The organism is Streptomyces yunnanensis (assembly GCF_029011865.1).
In the GTDB taxonomy this organism is placed as follows: Bacteria; Actinomycetota; Actinomycetes; order Streptomycetales; family Streptomycetaceae; genus Streptomyces; species Streptomyces yunnanensis.
This window is the reverse complement of the sequence record NZ_CP095749.1, coordinates 590,723-606,385: the sequence shown is the minus strand read 5'-3', so window position 1 is coordinate 606,385 and position 15,663 is coordinate 590,723. Positions and strand designations below refer to the sequence as shown.

Annotated in this window: 13 protein-coding genes; 9 read left to right on the top strand and 4 right to left on the bottom strand. The window is 70.9% G+C overall.

Annotated features, from left to right (window positions below; all coding sequences use genetic code 11):
• Window positions 1-51: 51 nt before the first annotated feature.
• Complete coding sequence (locus MOV08_RS02720; protein ID WP_275306021.1) at window positions 52-1,431, bottom strand: serine hydrolase domain-containing protein; 1,380 nt, start codon at window positions 1,429-1,431, stop codon at window positions 52-54.
• A gap of 105 nt (window positions 1,432-1,536) precedes the next feature.
• Between MOV08_RS02720 and MOV08_RS02715 the strand changes: the two genes are divergently transcribed.
• The gene (locus MOV08_RS02715) at window positions 1,537-2,232 is read left to right on the top strand and encodes a TetR/AcrR family transcriptional regulator (protein WP_275306019.1); all 696 of its coding nucleotides are present in this window, start codon (window positions 1,537-1,539) and stop codon (window positions 2,230-2,232) included.
• A 69-nt stretch (window positions 2,233-2,301) separates the two neighbouring features.
• Here the strand turns inward: MOV08_RS02715 and MOV08_RS02710 are convergent, their stop codons facing one another.
• Complete coding sequence (locus MOV08_RS02710) at window positions 2,302-3,381, bottom strand: protein kinase family protein (RefSeq protein ID WP_275311683.1); 1,080 nt, start codon at window positions 3,379-3,381, stop codon at window positions 2,302-2,304.
• Window positions 3,382-3,629: 248 nt separating this feature from the next.
• On the opposite strand from MOV08_RS02710, the gene MOV08_RS02705 reads away from it, so the two are divergent.
• Entirely contained in the window at window positions 3,630-3,842 is a 213-nt protein-coding gene (locus MOV08_RS02705; RefSeq protein WP_039629185.1) for a hypothetical protein, read from the top strand.
• A gap of 231 nt (window positions 3,843-4,073) precedes the next feature.
• Window positions 4,074-4,607 carry a GNAT family N-acetyltransferase gene (locus MOV08_RS02700; RefSeq protein ID WP_039629183.1) on the top strand — a complete coding sequence of 178 codons (534 nt, stop codon included), beginning with the start codon at window positions 4,074-4,076 and terminating at the stop codon, window positions 4,605-4,607.
• A 24-nt stretch (window positions 4,608-4,631) separates the two neighbouring features.
• Here the strand turns inward: MOV08_RS02700 and MOV08_RS02695 are convergent, their stop codons facing one another.
• Both MOV08_RS02695 and MOV08_RS02690 read right to left on the bottom strand, forming a co-directional pair.
• Window positions 4,632-6,125, bottom strand: coding sequence for an MFS transporter (locus MOV08_RS02695; RefSeq protein ID WP_275306017.1), 1,494 nt, complete (start codon window positions 6,123-6,125; stop codon window positions 4,632-4,634).
• A 125-nt stretch (window positions 6,126-6,250) separates the two neighbouring features.
• Window positions 6,251-7,822: an alpha/beta hydrolase gene (locus MOV08_RS02690; RefSeq protein ID WP_275306016.1), complete on the bottom strand. Its 1,572-nt coding sequence runs from the start codon at window positions 7,820-7,822 to the stop codon at window positions 6,251-6,253.
• A 309-nt stretch (window positions 7,823-8,131) separates the two neighbouring features.
• Here MOV08_RS02690 and MOV08_RS02685 point away from each other — a divergent pair, with 309 nt between their 5' ends.
• The 6 genes from MOV08_RS02685 (at window position 8,132) to MOV08_RS02660 (ending at window position 15,652) form a co-directional block, all read left to right on the top strand.
• Window positions 8,132-9,259, top strand: a complete 1,128-nt coding sequence (locus MOV08_RS02685; protein ID WP_107080265.1) for an HAD family hydrolase — start codon at window positions 8,132-8,134, stop codon at window positions 9,257-9,259.
• Between the two features lie 315 nt (window positions 9,260-9,574).
• Window positions 9,575-10,378: a serine/threonine-protein kinase gene (locus tag MOV08_RS44020; RefSeq protein ID WP_420834118.1), complete on the top strand. Its 804-nt coding sequence runs from the start codon at window positions 9,575-9,577 to the stop codon at window positions 10,376-10,378.
• Between the two features lie 781 nt (window positions 10,379-11,159).
• Entirely contained in the window at window positions 11,160-12,362 is a 1,203-nt protein-coding gene (locus MOV08_RS02675; RefSeq protein ID WP_275306015.1) for a polysaccharide deacetylase family protein, read from the top strand.
• A gap of 222 nt (window positions 12,363-12,584) precedes the next feature.
• The gene (locus MOV08_RS02670; protein ID WP_039629176.1) at window positions 12,585-12,956 is read left to right on the top strand and encodes a YciI family protein; all 372 of its coding nucleotides are present in this window, start codon (window positions 12,585-12,587) and stop codon (window positions 12,954-12,956) included.
• Complete coding sequence (locus tag MOV08_RS02665; protein WP_275306013.1) at window positions 12,953-14,272, top strand: RNA polymerase sigma factor; 1,320 nt, start codon at window positions 12,953-12,955, stop codon at window positions 14,270-14,272. Before MOV08_RS02670 ends, MOV08_RS02665 begins: the two co-directional genes overlap by 4 nt.
• A gap of 135 nt (window positions 14,273-14,407) precedes the next feature.
• Window positions 14,408-15,652 (top strand): MFS transporter, encoded by a 1,245-nt coding sequence (locus MOV08_RS02660; protein ID WP_275306011.1) that lies wholly within the window; start codon window positions 14,408-14,410, stop codon window positions 15,650-15,652.
• Window positions 15,653-15,663: the final 11 nt, after the last annotated feature.

Here is a 15,663-nt window from a genome sequence, read left to right as displayed (position 1 = left end):
GGGTCGGCCGGTGCGGGCCGCCCCGGACGTCACCCGTTCCGCCCCCGCTGATCAGGGGGCTTCCGGCGCCCGGCCGAAGAGCCGGCCGGCGAGGTCGACGCCCACGACGGCGCCGGCCTCGTCGCGCGTGAAGAACCCGCGCTGCCCCTTCAGGCCGCCCTCGGTGACGAGGTACTCGTCGCCGTCGCCGGGCAGGAAGGCCATGCCGGCCGCCGGGTAGTCCGGGGGCATGTCCGCCTCCGAGGCGGCGCGGATCTCCGGCTTGATCCCGACCGCGAGGGTGAGCCGGGAACCGTCGGTGGCGATGTCGAGGTCCATCGCGTCGATCTCGTAGCGGCCGACGGCCTCGCCCGCCCGCGCCGCGTCGTAGGGGAGCGGCTCGGGGTCGCGTTCCACCACCCCGAGGTAGTGCTCAAGCGCCCAGCGCACGACGGATTGGTTGAACTGGTAGCCGTCCGGCCCCGCGTTGGCCAGGGACACCACCGCGAAGTTCCGCTCGGGCACGATGAGCAGTTCGGCGAACTGGCCGTTGCCCGAGCCGCCGTGGCCGATCGTGTGCACGCCGTCCACCTCGCGCAGGAACCAGCAGATGCCGAACGCGTCGCCGAGCGTGCTGGCGCGCAGCGGGACCGTCGGCTCCTGCATGCGGCGCAGCTCCTCGGCGGGCAGCACGCCGTCGCCGGTGCCGAGGTGGAAGCGGGCCCAGCGCAGCAGGTCGCTCACCGACGAGACGGCACCTCCGCCGGGGTTGTTGCCGCGGGTGCCGGCCCGGAACGCCTTCCAGGGCTGCGCGGCCCGCAGCGTCCCGTCCGCCCCGCGGTTGTACCCCACCGCGAACCGCCGGACCATCACGTCGTCCGGGTCGAAGAAGGTGTTCGCCAACCCCACCGGTTCCAGGACGAGCGAGGCCAGCGCCTTCTCGAAGGACAGGCCGGTGACGTTCTCGATGACCCGGCCGGCCAGGTTGTACCCGGCCTGGCTGTACGACGCCCGGGTGCCGGGCGGCGCGATCACCCGCAGCTCGGTCAGCTTGGCCACGAAAGCGGCCAGGGAGCCGTCGCCCTCGTCGCCGTCGATCAGATGCCAGTCGAGCCCCGCGGTGTGGTTGAGCAGGTTCAGCACCGTCATCCGTGCCGCGGCCTCTTCGTCGGCGAGCCGGAGCTCGGGGACGTAGCGACGCACCGGTGCGGTCAGCTCCAGCTTTCCCTCGGCGGCCAGCCGCATCAGGGCCGTCGCCGTGAAGGTCTTGGTCACCGAGGCGATCGGGAAGAGCGTCCGCTCGTGGACCGGCAGCGGATCGTCGATGCTCGTCACGCCGTGCGACGCGAAGAACTCCTGACCGTCCCTCAACACCCCCACCGAGACACCGGGAACGTCGAATTCCTCGGCAGCCGTCCCGACGAACGCGGACAGCGACTGGTCCTGTGACATGGTTTCCCCCTCCGGGCACTTGAACTAAGTACGAGTAGACCTTAGAGCCGTTCTTGAACTTTGTGCAAGGGAGTGCGTGAACTAAGTTCAAGTAAGCTTGCGGACATGCCACGAGACACCCTGACCGCAGACCAGATCGTCCGTGCCACCATCGCGTTGCTCGACGAGGAGGGCCTGGACGGCCTCAACATGCGCAGCCTGGGAGCCCGCCTCGGCTCGGCCGCCACGGCGATCTACTGGCACATCAAGACCAAGGACGAACTGGTCCGACTGGCCGGCGACGCGATCTGGGCGGAAGTGGAACTGCCCGCTCTCGACACCACCGACTGGCGGACGGCCGCCACCGCCATGGCCATCGGGACGCACGACATGCTCACCCGACACCCCTGGCTCGGGCAGGCATTCGGCAGTCACCTCCTCTACGGACCCGGCAAGGCCCGCTTCGACGAGCACAGCCTCGCCCTCTACGAGAAGGCCGGATTCGCCCCCGCCGACGCGGACCGGGCCGCCGCCACCGTGCTCCTCTTCGTGCTCGGCAGCGCCCTCGGCCCCGCCGCGCAGGTGTCCCTCACCAGGCGGCTGAGCAAGAACGGCAAGGACGCCGAGCAGGAGTTGGCCGACACCATGGCCCGCGCCGCCGAGATCGCCAGGCCGTACCCCCGGCTCCGCGCGCGCCTCGACACCCCGGCCGCCGCCGACTACTCCGCGGCACCCGACAACACCTTCGCGTTCGGCCTCCAGGCCATCCTCGACGGCATCCGGGCCCGCCTCGCCGACAGCCCCCACGGCGACCGCACCTGACCCGCACCCGCCGCCTCCCGGGGATGCCCGGGAGGCGCCCGTCCGGCGGCCCTCCTCGCAGGCCCGGCCTCAGGGGGACGCCGCGGCCCCGGTGCCCGAGACCTGCTCGATCTCGGCGGCCGGGAACGGCGTCCGCTTGCTCACGGTGAGCCAGCGGTGCTGGAATTCGCCGATGATCACGGCGGCTGGGGAGTGCCGGTCGAGGAGGGCGGCGATCTCGCGCGGGACGCCGGCGGGCCGGTTGCCTGCGATCCACTCGCGCAGGAACGCCTGGTGCTCACCGCCGCCGCGCAGCCCGTCGGGCAGATGGTGGCGGAGCAGATGGCTCACCGCGTGGCAGCGGTCGTAGGAGAGATGGTCGGAGAGGAACTCCGCCTCGGCCGACGACAGTTCGAAGCCGGAGCTCAGGGCGAGTCCGAAGTCCGCGAAGTACAACAGTCGGCCGTCGGTCAGGACATTGTCGAAGTGGGCGTCGAAGTGGACGAGCCCGTGCGCGCTCATGAAGGCCGCACCCCGCACCAGGGCATCCGCCACCCACGGGTACGGCGCGCCCGCTTCGCCCTCCGGCGCGCTGGTCCGGTGGTCGTGCAGCCAGTCGCCGAGCGTCCGCGGAAGGTGCTCCAAGAAGAGCACCAAGCTGGACGACGACCGGCCGATGGCCTCCAGCCTCTCGCGCACGGCAGCGGAGCCCTCCCAGTGCGCGACCGCCGCGTCGATGCCCCCCAACGCGTCGGCGAACCCTTCGGGAGGGGGGTCGGGCAGAACGCGCCAGTGGTACATCAGCGGAAAGCCCTCGTACGCGTTCCCCAGGACCCAGTTGGTCGTCATGACGTGCACGGCCAGTTCTCGCCAGGCCCCGAACCCGGCGGAGCCCGCCCCGTACTGGTAGAACGTCGGCAGCCCGAAGAGATTCGCCGTCGACCGCACGTGCTCCGGCCGCAACTCGGTGTCGGTCAAGGGGACCCGCTTGACGAACACCCGCGTCCCGTCGAGGTCCAGCTCGGCCGACCTGCCGCCGACGCCGGAGCCGAGCGGCGCCGCGTCGGCCACCACCGCGCCGATCCGACGGTCGCTCAGCAGGGACAGGCGCGTGGCCACGGCTCCGTAGGCGGCCAGCCGCGCCGCGTACCGCGGATCCGGCTGCTGCATCGACGACTCCTCGGCGCCCTGCACCAGGGCCTCGGCGATCTCGCGGAAGGGGCCGAGCCTATCCACCGGCCGGGCCTCGTGGCGGCGCCGCCCACGGCCCGCGCGGGCTTACGCCGTCTGCGCCGAGGGGAACGCGCCTGCCGCGTACTGCCGGGCTCCGATCAGGTGATTCGGTGTCCCGTCCCGACAACCGCAGGTGCAGGCGGACAGGCATCCACTGTCATGGCCGACGACGAAAGGACTGATCCATGTTCAACCCGTCCCGTATCGCGGCAGCTGCGCTGCTGGCCGCACTTCCCGTTGTGGGGGTCGCCGCAACCGCTGCCCCGGCCCAGGCCGCCTCGCCCGTCCCCCAGCAGCACCAGCCCAAGGACGGCCCGGATGACGGCCCGCTCGGGGACTCGGGGGGCGGTCTCTTCGGAGGTGGCGACGAGGGCGGTGGTCTGGCCGGCCTCGGCTGACCTGCGCGCCGGCGGCTGAGCCAGCATGCCGGACATTTCACACAAGGGCCGTTCCTCGCACGAGGAACGGCCCGCTTCGTCGGCCCGGGCACCCGAGCAGGCCGCGCTGGCCTGCGCCCCGGGCCGGCTTCACGCCCCAACTTCCGGGTCGGGCAGACGACTTGCCCGGAATGGTGTGAGTTCCGAACGCTGCGGCTGGCCAGCAGCCCAGACAAAATGGATCATGCGGGGATGACCGAAGATCTGATTCCCGCCTCGCCGACCGCGACGCGCCTCGCCCGGTACACGCCGACCGACCAGAACGAAATCCTCGGCGACGGCGCCGACCCCTTCGGCGTCGCGGACGCCGGTTTGACGTGGCTGCCCAAGGAAGACCATTTCGGCATCAGGCTGGAAGGCCGCCTGGTGGCCCACGCCGGCCTGCTGAGGCTGCCCCTGTCGATCGGGGGACTGGACAGGGAGGTGGTGGGCGTCGGCGGGGTGGCCGTCGCGTCCGACCTGCGGGGGCGCGGACTCGCACGGCTCGTGGTGGCGGCAGCCGTGGACCACGCACGGACCATGGGTCCCCAGCACGGGCTTCTCTTCTGCCGACCGGCCCTCGTCCCCCTCTACCAGCGGCTCGGCTGGCAGCCGGTGCCGCAGGACGTCCAGGTCGAGCAACCCGAGGGACCCGTGGTGATGCCGCTGCGGACCATGTGGACGCCCCTCCGGTCCGGAGTGAACTGGCCGGCCGGAGAGGTGCGTCTGCGGTCGTTCCCGATGTGAGGCTCGGCTGGGTTCGCCAACCCCTTATGAGCGGGTCGTCTCGTAGGTGGGGAGGGTGGCCGGGGTGCTCCGGTTCGTCTGCCGCAGGGTGTGGACCAGGACGGCCGAGCCCGCGAAGACGACAGCGGCGATGACGCCGGTGAGGTGCAGGCTCGCGGTGAACGCCGCCCGCGCCTGGTGCAGCAGTTCCGCACCCCGGTCGGCGGGCAGGCGCTGACCGGCGGCGATCGCGCCGGCCAGGGAGTCGGACAGGCCGTCCATCCGACTGCGGTAGACCACCGCGGCCACCAGACCGAGCAGCGCGAAGCCGAGAGATCCGCCGAAGTAGTTGCCGGTCTCCGACATCGACGCCGCCGAGCCGGCACGCTCCGGCGGAACGGACCCGACGACCAGCCCGGTGCCCAGTGCGAACAGCGGACCGGTGCCCAGTGCCAGTACGGCGATGCCGATCACCACCAGCGGCAGGGCGCCCGGTCCGTCGACGCCGACCAGCAACAGGCTGCCCAGGGCCGAGGCCACCAGCCCTCCCGCGATCGCGGTCGTCTGCGGCATCCAGCGGGTCAGTGCCGGCGCGGCCATGGTGCCGACCGCCACGCCCAGGCCCATGGGGGCGAACAGCACCGCCGACATGACCGGTGAGAAGCCCAGCACGCTCTGCAGGTACTGCGTCACCAGCAGGCCCGTACCGGCCATGGCGACACCGGCGAGGACCAGCGCGACAATCACCGCCGTGAACGGGCGGTTGCGCAACAACCGCAGGTCCAGCAGCGGCGTGCGCAGCCGCAACTGCCGGCGTACGAACAGCGATCCGAGGGCCGCGCCGACGACGAGGGCCACCGCCGGCACCACGGGCACGCTCTCGACGGTCAGTTGCTTGATGCCGTAGACCAGCAGGAGCACCGCAGCGAGCGACAGCCCGACGTCGGCCAGGTCCAGCCGGCCGGCCCGGTCGCTGCGGAACTCCGGGAGCAGGACCGGCCCGGCGAGCAGCAGCAGCGCCATCGCCGGCACGGCGACCAGGAACACCGATCCCCACCAGAAGCGCTGGAGCAGGAATCCGGCGAGCACCGGTCCGAGCGCGCCGCCGGTGAACTGGCAGGTCGCCCAGATCGCGATGGCCCGCCCGCGCTGTCGTTCGTCGCGGAACATATTGGTGATCAAGGCGAGGGTGGACGGCGCCAGGGTCGCGCCGGCGACGCCCAGCAGCGCACGCGTGACGATCAGCATCAGCGGGTCGACCGCGAAGGCGGCCACGACGGACAGCACCGCGAAGGCCGCCCCGCCGATCATCAACAGTCGCCGGCGACCGATCCGGTCGCCGAGCGTGCCCATCGTGATGACCAGGCCGGCCACCATGAGTCCGTAGCTGTCACTGATCCACAGCTGCTGGAGGTTGGTGGCCCCCAGGTCGGCGCTCAGCTGTGGCAGCGCGAGGAGCAATGCCGTCATGTCCATCGCGACGAGCAATGTCGGCAACATGAGGACGACCAGTCCCCACCACACCCGGTTGGCTCGCATGTCTGAAGCTTCCTGTTCTCTCGACGTGTCGCCGGAGAGTCGGAGCGGTCGAGCGCTTCTTGACATCGGTGTGCGCGAAAATCCGGGGCGTCTGCCACGGTCCGGACGGGCCGCCCAACGGCCCGTCACGCCCGGGTGGCGGCCGGGCCCGGCACCGGGAGCGGGTCGGCCGCGCAGGTCGTGTCGGTGCGAGGGAGGGTCCCGTCGGCGAGGTAGCCCTCGACCAGGTTGTCGACGCAGGCGTTGTGGTTCTGGAACTGCCCGTGGTCGCCGCCGCCGGCGACCGTCACCAGGCGCGAGGTCGGCAGGGCCCGGTGGTCGCGCAGCGCGCCCTCGTAGTAAGTGGCCGGGTCGTGTACGGAGTTCAGCATGAGGATGGGAGGCAGGCCGCGTCCGGTGACGTGGATGCGCGGTGCGGTGGAGCGCGGCCAGGCGGCGCAGACCGCGGAGTAGGTCAACGAGCGGGCGCCCGCCAGCGGATAGTCGCGCGTGGCGCGGTCGCTCTGTGCGATCAAGTAGGCCGAACTGCGGTTCCAGGGCGTGTCGTTGCAGACGACGGAGAAGAAGTCCGCCGCGAAGCCCGCGTCCATGGGATGCGCCAGCGCCTTGGCGAGGGACTGCTCGGCGGCAGGTGGTGCGGTATCGGGGTGCTCCAGGACGGTCAGGGCGGTGGCGAGGTTCTCGAACCCCGGGTCGGCCCGGTAGATGGCGCTGCTGGTCAGGGCGTCCAGGTGGTCGGGGGTGATGGTCGTCCCGTCGAGGACGAGGGGGTGCGCGTGGAGCCTGGCGCGCAGACGTTCGAAGGACGCCTTGGCCTGTGCGGGAGTGTGCCCTTGGTGGTACACGCCGTCGTTCTTCGCCAGCCACGGCAGGAAGTCCTCCTCGAACCGGCGTTGGAAGCTGAGCGGCTGGCCCTCCATGAACGACTGCCAGGTGCCGGTGTAGTCGACGTTGCTGTCGAGGACCATGCGCGCCACACGGTGGGGGAACTCGGTCGCGTAGGAGGCACCGAGGACGGTGGCGTAGGACGGACCGTAGTAGGAGATCGTGTCGGCTCCGAGGAGGGAGCGGTAGAGGTCCATGTCGTGGACGGCCTGCTCGGTGGTGATGTACGGCAGCAGGTCGTTCGAGTGGCGTTGGCAGTCGCGGACGAAGGCGCGCGCTCGGGCGAACGTCTCGCGGATGGCGTCGGCGGAGCGGTCGCGCTTGTCCCCGGAGAAGTAGCCGTCGACGGCCGACTGGTCGGCGCAGGTGACCTTGCTGCTGCTGCCGACGCCGCGCTGGTCGAAGCCGACGATGTCGTACGTGGCGGCGAGAGCGGGTGCGTAGTTCGCCAGACCCGCGGGCCGGGTGAGGCCGGAGGCTCCAGGGCCGCCGGCGGCCATCATCAGCACACCGCGCCGCCCGGCGGTGTCGGTCGCCCGGTGCCGGGAGACCGCCACGGTCAGGCCCGGGCCCTGTTCCGGATGGTGCCAGTCTCGCGGCACGGTCATGGCCGCGCACTCCAGCGCACCGGAGGCACAGGGCTGCCAGTCGAGATGCTGGTTCAGGTAGCGCGCCGGGGTGCGCACGGTGCCTGGCCCGGCGGCGTCCGCGGCCAGGGCGCTGTGCGCCCCCGCGATCGGAAGGGCTCCTGCGGTGAGGAGCACGGACGCGGCGACGGCCGCCCAGCGCGTGGACTTCCCGGTTATGGGCATCGGTTCCCCCTTGAGGATCAGCGGTGCCTCGATACTGGGTCGCGCGGAGCCGGCGAACAATGAAGCCACCTTCCGTACCTGGGGTGGTACCAGTGCCACCCCGCGCCTGAGCCCGTCCGAGTCATCGGGTTCGGGGCGGTGTCGTGCTCACCGGTCGGTCTTCGCGGGGCCCGGCACGACTACCCCCCTTCTGCCTGGCCACACCTCCCGCCCGCGGTGACATCGATCATGGCCAACTCCCGCCCGGCCCCGTACGATTGCCCGCCGCTCCGGACGGGGCGCTGGGCAGTCCTCAGAGGAACGGAAACCATGGCAGTACGAGCAAGGCGCAAGCTGGCGATCTTCGGTACCGCGGGGGCGTTGGCCGCCGCCGTGTTCGCGGGCAGTGCCCTGTGGCCGGGCGGCAGCGAGGCCGAGGCCGTCGGGTCGTCGTCGCGGGTGGCATCGATGGAGCTGAAGCACTGGCCCGCACCGGTGGCCAAGAAGCTCGGCGAGGTCATCACGGAACACGAACACAAGGGCGCGTACGCGGTCTTCGACGCGGACAACACCACGTACCGCAACGATCTGGAAGAGGCCCTGCTCCCCTTCTTGGAGATGAAGGGCGTCCTGACCCGCAAGACCATGGCGCCTTCCTTGAAGGTCATCCCCTTCAAGGACACGGCGACTCACAAGGAGAGCCTCTACAGCTACTACAACCGTCTGTGCGAGGTCGACGACCAGGTCTGCTACCCCTGGGCGGCGCAGATCTTCTCGGGCTTCACCCTGAAGCAGCTCAAGGGGTACGTGGACGAGCTCTTGGCGTACCGCCGGCCGATCCCCGCCGAGTACTACGTGGACGGGAAGCTCACCAGGACCGAGGTGCAGGCCCCCCGCTTCTACCGTGGTATGCAGGAGCTCTACCAGGCACTGCGCAGGCACGGGGTGGAGGTGTACGTGGTCAGTGCGGCCTCCGAGGACCTGGTGCGCATGGTCCTGAGCGATCCCAAGTACGGGTACGACGTGAAGCCCGAGAACGTCATCGGCGTCTCGATGCTCCTCAAGGACCGCACGACGGGCGACGTCACCAGTGCCCGCAAGGAGATCGCGTCCGGCCGCTTCGACCCGAAGAAGCTCGCGGACCGGGAGCTGACGCCGACCCTGTGGGCCCCGTTGACCTGGTACGAGGGCAAGCCGGCGGCGATCAACACCTACATCGACGAGTGGCAGCAGCCCATCCTCGCGGCGGGCGACACCCCCAAGAGCGACGGCCCGATGCTCTTCCATTCCACGGACGTGCAGCACGGTGGCGTCCGGGTGTGGGTGAACCGCAAGGAGAGTTCCATGAAGGAGCTCGACGCGATGAAGCGCGCCAACGCCAAACGCCAGAAGGAGCTGGGACAGCAGGTCACCGCGGACAAGCAGTGGTTGACGGTGACGCCCCAGCAGATCGACTGAGGTGCTGACTGAGAATCAACTACCTTGTGAGTGATGATGCCTGTTGGGCACGTATTGAGCGTGTGCTGAGCGTGTGAGTGCCTGAGTGCATGCGCAGCCCGCAGGGCCCACCGGCCGGCGCGCGGCCGCCCCCTATGCTGGAGACCGCCCGGCCGAAAGTGACCGGGGCGACGACGCGGGAGGGGTTTGTGGCAGCGCTGGATCCGGACGACCCGCAGTCCGTCGGCGGATACCAGCTGTTGGGACGGCTGGGCGCCGGCGGCATGGGGCGGGTCTTCCTTGGGCGCTCGCCCGGAGGCCGACAGGTTGCGGCGCGTGTTCGCCCTGGCCGCCGGGCTCGCCGAGGCGCTGGTGTCGATCCACGGCGCACAGCTCGTCCACCGCGACCTCAAGCCCTCCAACGTGCTGCTCGCCACGGACGGGCCGCGGGTCATCGACTTCGGGATCGCCCGCGTCGCCGAGGGCAGTTCCCTCACCGTGACCGGGATCGCGCTCGGCTCGCCGGGATTCATGTCGCCGGAGCAGGTGAACGGTGAGGAGATCGGTCCGGCGAGCGACGTCTTCTCCCTCGGCACGGTCCTGGCCTTCGCGGCCACCGGCGGCAACCCGTTCGGCAACGGCCATCTGGCGTCCCTCCTCTACCGGGTCGTCCACGACGCCCCCGACCTCGCCGCGGTCACCGACCCCGCGCTGCGCGCGCTGATCACCGACTGCCTGGCCAAGGATCCCGCCCAGCGCCCCACGCCGCGCTCCATCCTCACCAGGTGGGGCACGAACCCGCCCCGTCCACCACCCCGTCCACCGGTCCGAAGCCGGTCGGGGTCTGGCGACTGGACGAGCGCGCGGGCACGTCGGCGGCGGACGCGGTCGGCACCCATGACGACACCGCGGCCGATGTCCGCTGGGGTGTGGGCAACAGCGGCGCCGCGCTCTTCAACGGCGTCAGCAGCCAGATCACCATGCGCGGCCCGGCGCTCGACACCGGCCCGGGACACAGCTCTTCGACCAGGCCCTGTCCGCGGAGCGGGTCGCGGCGCTGGCGCAAGGGGGCGTGCAGTGAACCGCTGCGACCGGCGACGCGGTGCGCTCCGGTCCCGGCTCGGGTCTGGCTCGGCCTGACGTCACCTGACCTGACCTGACCTGACCTGACCGGTATCGGTGTGCGGCCGGCAGGCGGGCGACGAGCGGAGTTCCGTCCGCCTCCGCGCTATACGGGGCGTTGTCGGCCGTGTACTGCATGTCGAGAACGGCCGGTGGGGCGGTGGGGTAGATGGGGCCGATGGGGCCGCTGGGTAACGTCCGGCCCGGTCCACGTTGGCGTCTGCGGATTCCGTCATTAGTGAGGCGTTATCGGCGCGCTAGTGATCCACGGCAGAGTCGTGTGTGTCCAAGGGCGTTGATTGCGGGCTGCCGGGGCCGTACGGCTCCGTCCGCCCGTCGAACGGGGAGCACGTATGCACGAGGTTGAGAATTCCACGGGAAGGGCGGGGCCCGTCGCAGCAGCGGCCCTCCGCCATGCCGCGCCCGCTCACGGCGTGGGCGGCCGACCGACCCTCTCGTAGCGGTACACGACGGCTGCCTTCTCGGGATGTGCGGCGCCCTCGACGGAGGGGCTGGGGGAGTCGACTGGTCCGCGCCGGGGAGGCGCGGAGGAGTCGGCGACGCAGAGGTCCTACGGGGCCGCCGCGTGCGGATCCGAGGCCCACTCGTCCGCAGTCCCTCGCTTGGCCTTCCGCTGCTCCACCAGCGCCGCACCGTTGACCTTCCGCTGCGCAATTCCCGTTCCCGGGGCCGGAGCGGCGAGCTCGGCATCCACCTCCCCGCCTGTCCGGGCGCCCCAGTCCCACTTCGCTGGGTGCCCCACAAACCAGAACTCCGAACGATTGCAATGGGGATTGTCATGCGTGCACTGAGCCGCCGGGGCGTGTTGGGACTCGGGATGGGAGCGGCGGCCGCGCTCACCGTGGGCGGCTGCTCGTCCTTCGGATCATCGGCCTCCGACACGGTCGCGGCCGATCAGGGAGGCACGGGGCCGGCCAAGCCGATCGGCGACGGCTCGACCGCGTACACCGGAAAGCAGCCCAACCAGCCGCCCGCCCCGCAGAAGTTGGAGCCGGGCCAGAAGCCGCCGCAGTTCGTCGTCTTCTCCTGGGACGGGGCGGGCGAGGTGGGCAACGGCCTCTTCCCGCGGTTCCGCAAGCTGGCCAAGGACCACAACGCCTCGATGACCTTCTTCCTCTCCGGGCTGTATCTGTTGCCCGAGCAGAAGAAGCGCATGTACCGCCCGCCGAACAACCGCGTCGGCGCGTCCGACATCGGCTACCTCACCGACGACCACATCAAGGCGACGTTGAAGAACGTGCGCGCGGCGTGGTTGGAGGGCCACGAGATCGGTACCCACTTCAACGGGCACTTCTGTGGCACCGGCTCGGGCTCCGTGGCGCACTGGACCCCCGCCCAGTGGAACGACGAGATCGAGCAGGCGATGTCCTTCGTCACCAACTGGCGGACCAACACCGGCTTCACCGACCTCGACCCGCTGCCCTTCGACTACACCAAGGAACTGGTCGGCGGCCGTACGCCGTGTCTGCTCGGCCAGGACAACCTGCTGCCCACGGCCCGCAAGCGTGGCTGGCGGTACGACGCCAGCTCCCCGGGCGGGCGCCAGGTCTGGCCGGTCAAGAAGCAGGGCGTGTGGGACTTCCCGCTCCAGCAGATACCCTTCCCCGGGCACTCCTTCGAGGTGCTCTCGATGGACTACAACATCCTGGCCAACCAGTCCCAGAACTCCACCAAGGCACCGCCGGCCAACTACCCGGGCTGGCGCAAGCAGGCCACCCAGGCGTACATCGCCGGTTTCCAGCGGGCCTACGAGACCAACCGGGCACCGTTCTTCATCGGCAACCACTTCGAGAAGTGGAACGGCGGCATCTACATGGACGCCGTCGAAGAGGCGCTCAAGCACATCGCCGACGACGCGCGCAAGGACGTCCGCCTGGTCTCCTTCCGGCAGCTCTGCGACTGGCTGGACGCCCAGGATCCGCAGGTCCTCGCCGACCTGCGCCGCCTCGGGGTGGGGCAGCAGTTCACCGGGCGTGGGTGACGGCCCCGGGAAGGAGCTCCCCGGGATGGGCACGCGCAGGCGTGCCCGGGGCCGCCCGTCAGTGGGGCAGGATGCGACCTCCAGGCGCTGCGGCACGCCCGTGCCTCCGTCGGCTGGAAAAGTGGACGAAATTTTCGGCGGCGGATGTCAAGACGACGGCGGCGGCTCCGACCATGGAGACGAAGGGCCCAGCCGGGGCCCGCGCACCACACGGAGGACGACATGAAGTTCCTGATCAGCATGCACATCAACCCGGCCGTGCTGGACGCGCTGACCGACGAGGAGAAGGCGGCGATCGGCGAGGGGCACGGCGCGTTCATCGAGGCGCTGAAGAAGTCCGGCGAGCTGATCACCACGCAGGCGCTGGTCGACCCGTCGCAGGCGGCCGTGGTGTCCGTACGCAACGGCCAGCCGGTGGTGACCGACGGACCCTTCCTGGAGTCCAAGGAGTACCTGGGGGGCTTCTACCTGATCGACTGCGAGAACAAGCAGCGGGCGATCGAGCTGGCGGCGCAGATCCCGGACACCGCGATCGCCGGCCTCGGGGTCGAGGTGCGGCAGGTGATGTTCGCCGAGGGACAATTGGAGGCATGACCGCACCCGTCATCGAGGACCTGCTGCGCGCGCTCACGCCGCAGGTCCTCGGCGCGTTGGTACGTCGGTACGGCCAGTTCGAAGGGTGTGAGGACGCCGTACAGGAGGCCGTCCTCGCGGCCACCGTGCAGTGGCCGGCCGAGGGCGTGCCCGACAACCCCCGCGGCTGGCTGGTGACCGTGGCCTCCCGGCGGTTCATCGACCAGCTGCGCAGCGAGCACGCGCGCCGCGAGCGGGAGTCGGCGGCGGCCGCCGAAGTGGTGCCCGAGGACGTACCGGACACCGACGACACGCTGGTGCTGCTGTTCCTGTGCTGCCACCCGACGCTGACCGCGGCATCCCAGACCGCGCTGACGCTCCGGGCGGTCGGCGGCCTGACCACCGCCGAGATCGCCCGCGCGTTCCTGGTGCCGGAAGCCACGATGGCGGCCAGGATCAGCCGGGCCAAGCAGCGGATCAAGGCCGCCGGCAGCTCGTTCCGCCTGCCGGCCGGCGCCGAGCGCGAGGAGCGGCTGCGAGTCGTGTTGCACGTGCTCTACCTGATCTTCAACGAGGGCTACACCGCCTCCTCGGGCAGCGAGCTGCACCGCCCCGACCTCGCCCACGAGGCGATCCGACTGGCCAGGATGGTCCGCGCGCAGCTGCCCGAGGACGGCGAGGCGGCCGGGCTGCTCGCACTGATGCTGCTGACCCACGCCCGCCGGGAGGCCCGGACGACGGCGGGCGGTGACCTGGTGCCGCTGGACGAGCAGGACCGTACGCGGTGGGATCGCGCGCTGATCGGCGAGGGCACCGAGCTGGTCAAGGCAGCGCTGGCCGGCCCGGCGCTGGGGCCCTACCAACTGCAGGCCGCCATCGCCGCCACCCACGCCGACGCAGCCACCGCCGAGGAGACCAACTGGCCGCAGGTGCACGCCCTTTACCTGATCCTCGAACGCATCGCGCCCAACCCGATGGTCACCCTCAACCGTGCGATCGCACTCGCCGAGATCAAGGGCCCGCAGGCCGGGCTGGCCCTGCTCGGCACACTGGACGACGACGCGCGGATGTCCGGCCATCACCGACTGCTGTCCGTACGGGCGCACCTGCTGGAGAAGGCCGGCGACCCGGCCGCCGCGTACGAGCTGTACCGGCGCGCCGCGAAGGCCACCGCCAGCATCGCCGAGCAGCGCTATCTGGAATCCCGGGCCGGCCGGGTCGGAACCGTGCCACGAAGTCATCGAAGTCCGCGCACAGGCACCGAGGGTCTGGCGGCTTCCACCGGATCTGCCGACCGTCGCGATGGGCACACCAGTGCGGCGTGCGGCGTGCGGTGAGCGGTGGTGCGGCGGATCCGCACAACGGAGGGTTGTGCCCCGCGATGGATCGGTTGTTTGCTCCGGGCGGCGCTTCTCGCTTTGATGCCGATGGCCGGTGTGCGGGCGTTCGGATCGACGAGAGTTGCGTGAGGCATGACAGGTAGGCGAGCCCTGGGCAGGCGGTTCGGGTGGCTGTGGGCGGCGTTCGCGGTCAGCTCCTACGGCACGGGGCTCGGGTTCGGTGCGTTCCCCCTGCTCGCGGTCCTGGTGCTGCACTCCGGTCCGACCGAGGTGGCGGCGCTGTCCGCCGCGGGGCGGGCGGTGGGAGCCGTGGTGGCCGTGCCGCTCGGTCCGTGGGTGGAGTTCCGACGTAAGCGTCCGGTCATGGTCACGATGGATCTGGCCCGGTTCGCGGCATTGCTGACGGTCCCCGTCGCGTTCGCGTTCGGTTGGCTCGGCTTCGCCCAACTCCTCGTCGTCTCCGTCGTCGTCGCCGCGGCCGACATCGCCTTCAAGGCGGCCAGCGGTGCGTATCTGAAAGCGCTCGTGCCGCCGGAGGACCTGCTGGTCGCCAACAGCCGGTTCGAGTCCACGATGTGGACCGCGACCTCGGTCGGACCACCGCTGGGCGGGGCCGCGGTCGGGATGTTCGGGCCGGTGACGACCGTGGTGGCCGACGCGGTCAGCTATCTGCTCTCGGCGCTCGGCCTCCGTGCCATCGGCGGGACCGAGCCGCAGCCGGCGCGCACCGGTGGCGCGCGGCTGCGCGCGGCCGATCTGCTCGAAGGGTGGCGTCACATCCTCAGCCACCCCGTGCTGCGCCCGCTGTTCTTCAACGCGATCGTGGTCAACGGCCTGATCATGGCCTCCGAGCCGCTGATGGCCGTACTCCTGCTGGGCCGCCTCGGGTTCGCACCGTGGCAGTACGGCCTGGTCTTCGCGAGTCCGTGCATCGGTGGTCTCATCGGCTCACGGCTCTCGCGCCGCCTCGTGCCGCGGTTCGGGCAGCGCAGGGTGCTGCTCACCGCCGGCGCGCTGCGTGCCTGCTGGCCCATCGGATTGGCGTTCGTCGGGCCCGGTGTCCCCGGGATGGTGCTCATCGTCGTCGTCCAACTCGGCCTGGTGACCTGCATCGGCGTGTTCAACCCGGTGCTGGCCACCTACCGGCTCGAACACACCGCCCCCGACCGGATCGCCCGCACCCTGTCCGCCTGGTCGATCAGCAGCAGCACCAGCATCGCCGCCGTGACCATGGTGTGGGGTCTGTTCGCCGCCGTCACCAGCCCCCGCATCGCGATCGCCGGTGCCGGAGTCGCCCTCCTTGCCACGCCACTGCTGCTCCCGCGCCGTGCGAAGGCGCCCCAGGGCGCCGCGGAACAGGCCACCGGTCTGACCTGACGGACCCGATG